This is a genomic window from Isoptericola sp. NPDC057391 (genome assembly GCF_042668085.1).
GTDB lineage: Bacteria > Actinomycetota > Actinomycetes > Actinomycetales > Cellulomonadaceae > Isoptericola.
The window spans coordinates 1-4,965 of sequence record NZ_JBHVBO010000248.1 but is presented as its reverse complement, the minus strand read 5'-3'; the positions used below and the strand labels follow the sequence as shown (position 1 = coordinate 4,965).

Genomic DNA, 4,965 nt, shown 5'->3' with positions numbered 1-4,965 from the left:
CCCGCGCGGCGCGGGCGCGGCGCGCGGGAGCGTGCCCGTCGCGGCCGGCGACGCCCCCGCGGACCCGTCCGGCGACGAACGACCCGAGGCCCCGGTCGACCTCGCCCAGGCGACACCGTCGGCCACGTCGGCACTGCACGACGCCTACGCCGCGGCCCTCGACGTGCTGCCCGGCTACCTCTCCACCGGGGGCTACGCGCACCTCGGCGTCGAGGTGCTGCGGTCGGCGATCGCCGACCGCTACTCCGCGCGGGGCGTGCCGACCACGCCGGAGCAGATCCTCGTCACCACGGGCGCGCAGCAGGCGATCTCCGTGCTCACGGCCGCGTTCGTCGGGCGCGGCGAGACCACCGTCGTCGAGTCCCCCACGTACTTCCACGCCCTGGAGCCGACACGGCGTCTCGGGGGGCGGGTGGTCGGGGTCCCCGTCGGCGACGTCGAGACGCTCGCCTCGGCGGTGCGGCGTACCCGGCCCCGGCTCGTCTACCTCGTCCCGGACTTCCACAACCCCACCGGTGCCACGATGTCGGCCGAGGCGCGGGCGGCCGTGCGCGACCTCGCGGACCGCACGGGCACGACGGTGGTCGGCGACGAGACCCTCACCGACCTGGCCCTCGGCCCCGGGTCGCGGGTACCGGAGCCGTTCGCGGGCACGGGCGCCTCCCCGCACGTCGTGACGATCGGGTCGGCGTCGAAGTCGTTCTGGGGCGGGGTGCGCGTCGGCTGGGTGCGCGCCGACCCGCAGGTCGTGCGCCGACTCGCGCGCGTGCGGGAGTCCGCCGACATCGCCACGCCCGTTCTCGAGCAGCTCGCCGTCGTCGAGCTGCTGCACCGCGCCGCCGAGATCCTGCCCGGGCGCGTCGCCGAGCTGCGGGCACGCCGCGACCTGCTCGTCGACCTGGTCCGCGAGACCCTCCCGGACTGGCGCGTGCCCGTGCCGGCGGGCGGGCTGTGCCTCTGGGCCGACCTGGGCCGACCGCTCGCGCAGGCGCTCGCCGCCTCCGCGGTGCGCCACGGCGTCCTGGTGACGCCCGGGCCGGCGTTCACCCCGGACCGGTCGTCGCGCGACCGCGTGCGCCTGACGTTCACGCGCGAGCCCGAGCAGCTCGCCCTCGCCGTGCCGCGGCTCGCCCGGGCATGGGCGCAGGTCGCGGCGGGCGCCTGAGGCGCCGCGTCCTCGCCGTCAGGTCCCCGCCGTCAGGTCCCCGCCGTCAGACCGACGGCAGCACCACTCCCGGCGTCGCCTGCGCTCCGTCGTGCAGCAGCCGGGCGACGGTGGCGCCGGCGGCGGCCAGCTCCCGCCAGTGCTCCCCGAGCCACTGCTCCGCGTCGTACTGCGTGGTGAAGACCGGGCTCGGCACGGCGAGCGCGCGCTCCTCCGCGTCGTCCAGCGCCCACTCCCAGCGCGGCCGGATCACGCGGCGCTCCCGGTGGTGTCGTCGCCGCGGTCGATGCTGCCGGCCGCGACCGACCCGCGCGTGCGCGTCAGGGCGCGGTTGACCCGGGACGGCCAGAACGGGCCGGAGTAGATGAACGACGTGTACCCCTGGGTGAGGTCGGCACCGGCGCGCAGGTAGGCGCGCACGTCGTCCGCGGTCGAGATGCCGCCGACGCCGATGATCGCCGGCTCGGGCCCGAGCCGCTCGCGGAGCCGCGCGACGACCTGCAGCCCGCGGGCCAGCAGCGGCGGGCCGGAAAGCCCACCGGGGCCGCGGTCGTGACCGATGGTCGTGTTGACGGCGACCACGCCGTCCAGGCCCAGCTCGGTGACGAGGTCCGCCACGGCGTCGACGTCGGAGTCCGCGAGGTCGGGGGCGATCTTCACCAGCAGCGGGACCCGGCGCGTGCCCGCGGCGGCGGTGGCCTGGTCCGCCGCGGTGCGCGCGGCGGTGAGGATCGGGCGCAGCTCGGCGGTGGTCTGCAGGTCGCGCAGCCCCGGGGTGTTCGGGGACGACACGTTCACCACGAGGTAGTCGGCCCACGGGGCGAGCTCGCGGGCGCAGGCGGCGTAGTCGTCGGCCGCGGCCTCCGCAGGCGTCGTCTTGTTCTTGCCGATGTTCGCCCCGACGACGACGGCCCGGCCCGCCGGCGTGGCCCGCAGGTCCCGGAGCCTTGCCGCCGCGGCGGGGGCGCCCTCGTTGTTGAAGCCCATGCGGTTGCGGATCCCGCGCACGTCGAGCTCGCGCCACATGCGCGGCGCCTCGTTGCCGGGCTGCGGGCGCGGGGTGACGGTGCCGATCTCCACGAAGCCGAAGCCGAGCATCGTCAGGCCGCGGATCGCGCGGGCGTTCTTGTCGAACCCGCCCGCCAGCCCGAACGGCGCGGGCACGGTGCGGCCGAGCACCTCGATGCTGCCCGGCCCGCCGCTGCCCCGGCCCAGGTACGGCGCCAGGGCGCCCTGGACGACGTCCCGCAGGACGGGGACCCGCCCGGCGAGCGAGATGGCGCCGAACGCGAGCTCGTGCGCCCGTTCGGGGTCCATCCGGCGGAAGACGCCGTTGAAGAGCAGGGTGTACGGGCTCATCGGACCTCCGGGTCGGGGGCTGGGGGCTCGGGCGTCGTCGGTGCACCGTCGGCGGGCGCCCCGTGCGGGCGGGTGCGCCACAGCCACCACAGCCCGACGAACGGCAGCACGAGCGGCACGTAACCGTAGCCCTGCCCGAACCCGGACCACACGGTCGTCTCGCCGAAGACGTCGGGCGAGGCGACCGAGGCGGCGCCGACCGCGAGCACGCCCACGGCCTCGAACCCCACGGTCACCCACGCGACGACGCGCCAGCGCGGCCCGCCCTTGGCGAGCGCGACGGTGGCCAGCACGTACACGACGGCGGACAGCGTGGACAGGGAGTAGGCGACGGGCGCCTCGGAGAACTTGGTGGCCAGCTCGTACGACGACCGGCCGATCGCGGCGAAGGCGAGGATGCCGTAGACGGTGACGAGCAGCCGGCCGAAGCCGGTGCCGGTGCGGCGCCCGCCCGCGGCGGTCGCGGGGGCGGGGCCGCTCATGCCGCGCCCCAGATCTGCCACAGCCTCCAGTCGAGGAAGCCCACCGTGAGGGCGGCCACCGCCAGGACGACGGACGACCACTTGGTGCGCTCCGCGAACGCCCAGATCGCGGCGATCGGCAGCACCACGAGGGCGGTGGCGACGTACCCCCAGAACAGCGGCCCGTCGACCGGGTGGTCGCGCGTGACCATGAGGACGCCGGCCACCACCGCCTGCACGACGACGAGCGCCTCGACGACGGCGGCGCCGATCAGCTGCTTGAGGATCACGGCGCGGTCCTGGACGACGAACCACAGCGCCCACCCGGCGAGCGCGGCGCACGCCAGCAGGACGACGATGAGCAGGGGAAGGACCACGCCCGCAGACTACCGGCCGTCGGGCGCCCGACGGCGGCCGCGGGACGGGGATAGCATCGGCGCGTGGCAGACCTCACCCTCACCGGCAAGAATCCCAGCTCTCTCAAGGTCGACGCCCTCGTCGTCGGGACCTGCTCCACGTCGGACGGCGTCGCCGTCGTCGCGGACCAGCTGCCCGAGTCGTTCGTGCGGCAGATCGAGACCCTCGCCCCCCGGCTCGGCGTCACCGGCGCCCGCGACGAGGTGCGGCGCGTGCCCGCCGGCGACGGCGTCGCGGCGGACGTCGTCGTCCTCGCCGGTCTCGGGGAGCGCGCGGCCGACGGCACGTTCCCGCACGAGGTGCTGCGGTCCGCCGCCGGCGCCGCCACCCGCGAGCTCGCCGGCACCGACACGGTGGCCCTCGCGCTGCCCGCGGTGGACGAGGACGAGCTCGGCGCGGTCGTCGAAGGGGCGCTGCTCGGCGCCTACTCCTACACGCGGTACCGCACGGGCAAGGACACCAAGGGCGCCGTCGGCAGCGTCCAGGTCGTCACGTCGTTCTCCCGGTCCGGCCGCGCCAAGGCCGCCGTCGCGCGCGCCGAGGTGCTGGCCGCGGCGGTGCACGGCACCCGCGACCTGGTCAACGACGCCCCCAACGAGCTGTTCCCGGCGGCCTTCGCCGACGCCGCGCGCGCCGCGGCCAAGGGGGTCAAGGGCGTCAAGATCACGGTGCTCGACGACAAGCAGCTCGCGGCGGGCGGCTACGGCGGGCTCGTGGGCGTCGGGCAGGGCTCGTCGCGCGGGCCGCGGCTCGTCAAGCTGTCGTACGCGCCGGCCAAGGCCACCGAGAAGGTCGCCATCGTCGGCAAGGGCATCACGTTCGACACCGGCGGCATCTCGCTCAAGCCGCCGGCCAGCATGCCGACGATGAAGTCCGACATGGCCGGCGCCGCCGCCGTGCTGCACACGGTCCTCGCGGCCGCTCGCCTCGGCCTGCCCGTCGCCGTCACCGGGTACCTCTGCCTCGCGGAGAACATGCCGGGCGGCAACGCCCAGCGCCCCGCCGACGTCATCACGATCCGCGGCGGCAAGACCGTCGAGGTCACCAACACCGACGCCGAGGGCCGCCTCGTGATGGCGGACGGCCTCGTCGCCGCCGTCGAGGACGGGCACGACGTCGTCCTGGACATCGCGACGCTCACCGGCGCCCAGATGGTCGCGCTCGGCAACCGCACGTCGGGCGTGATGGGCTCCGACGCGGTGCGCGACGAGGTCAAGGCCGCCGCCGACGTCGCCGGCGAGGCGTTCTGGCCCATGCCGATGCCCGCGGAGCTCAAGGCCGGCCTGAAGTCCACCGTCGCGGACATGGTCAACTCCGCCCCCAGCCGCTGGGGCGGCATGCTCTTCGCCGCGCACTTCCTCGCCGAGTTCGTCGGCGAGACGCCGTGGGCGCACCTGGACATCGCGGGCCCCTCGTACAACGAGGGCTCCTCGTTCGGGTACACGCCCGCCGGCGGGACCGGTGTCGGCGTGCGCACGATGCTCGCGTTCCTCGAGGGTCGCGCGGGCGCCTGACCTCTCCGAACGGCCCGTAGCCCGACGGCGCCCGGCCACCCCGCGGGGG

The 4,965-nt window shown here is 76.1% G+C and carries 6 protein-coding genes; 2 read left to right on the top strand and 4 right to left on the bottom strand.

The genetic code is table 11. From position 1 onward, the window contains the following. On the top strand, nt 1-1,165 hold a 1,165-nt coding region (locus tag ACFUVW_RS19540), incomplete at its 5' end, for a PLP-dependent aminotransferase family protein (protein ID WP_430572963.1). Nucleotides 1,166-1,211: 46 nt separating this feature from the next. On the opposite strand, the gene ACFUVW_RS19535 is transcribed toward ACFUVW_RS19540, so the two are convergent. Genes ACFUVW_RS19535 through ACFUVW_RS19520 form a run of 4 tightly spaced genes read right to left on the bottom strand, consistent with a single transcriptional unit; the run spans nt 1,212 to nt 3,362 of the window. Beyond that, nucleotides 1,212-1,418 (bottom strand): hypothetical protein, encoded by a 207-nt coding sequence (locus ACFUVW_RS19535; RefSeq protein ID WP_430572962.1) that lies wholly within the window; start codon nt 1,416-1,418, stop codon nt 1,212-1,214. Beyond that, nucleotides 1,415-2,524: a quinone-dependent dihydroorotate dehydrogenase gene (locus ACFUVW_RS19530; protein WP_430572961.1), complete on the bottom strand. Its 1,110-nt coding sequence runs from the start codon at nt 2,522-2,524 to the stop codon at nt 1,415-1,417. The genes ACFUVW_RS19535 and ACFUVW_RS19530 overlap by 4 nt, the downstream gene beginning before the upstream one ends. Next, the gene (locus tag ACFUVW_RS19525) at nt 2,521-3,006 is read right to left on the bottom strand and encodes a hypothetical protein (protein ID WP_430572960.1); all 486 of its coding nucleotides are present in this window, start codon (nt 3,004-3,006) and stop codon (nt 2,521-2,523) included. The genes ACFUVW_RS19530 and ACFUVW_RS19525 overlap by 4 nt, the downstream gene beginning before the upstream one ends. Continuing rightward, a complete protein-coding gene (locus tag ACFUVW_RS19520; RefSeq protein WP_430552621.1) occupies nt 3,003-3,362 on the bottom strand; it encodes a hypothetical protein in 360 nt (119 codons plus the stop codon). The genes ACFUVW_RS19525 and ACFUVW_RS19520 overlap by 4 nt, the downstream gene beginning before the upstream one ends. A 63-nt stretch (nt 3,363-3,425) precedes the next feature. Here ACFUVW_RS19520 and ACFUVW_RS19515 point away from each other — a divergent pair, with 63 nt between their 5' ends. Further along, entirely contained in the window at nt 3,426-4,916 is a 1,491-nt protein-coding gene (locus ACFUVW_RS19515; protein ID WP_430572959.1) for a leucyl aminopeptidase, read from the top strand. The last annotated feature ends 49 nt before the right edge of the window (nt 4,917-4,965 follow it).

What these genes read in the sequence shown, in the direction of transcription:
- ACFUVW_RS19530 (WP_430572961.1), bottom strand. Translation starts at nt 2,524, where the DNA reads ATGAGCCCGTACACCCTGCTCTTCAACGGCGTCTTCCGCCGGATGGAC.
- ACFUVW_RS19525 (WP_430572960.1), bottom strand. Translation starts at nt 3,006, where the DNA reads ATGAGCGGCCCCGCCCCCGCGACCGCCGCGGGCGGGCGCCGCACCGGC.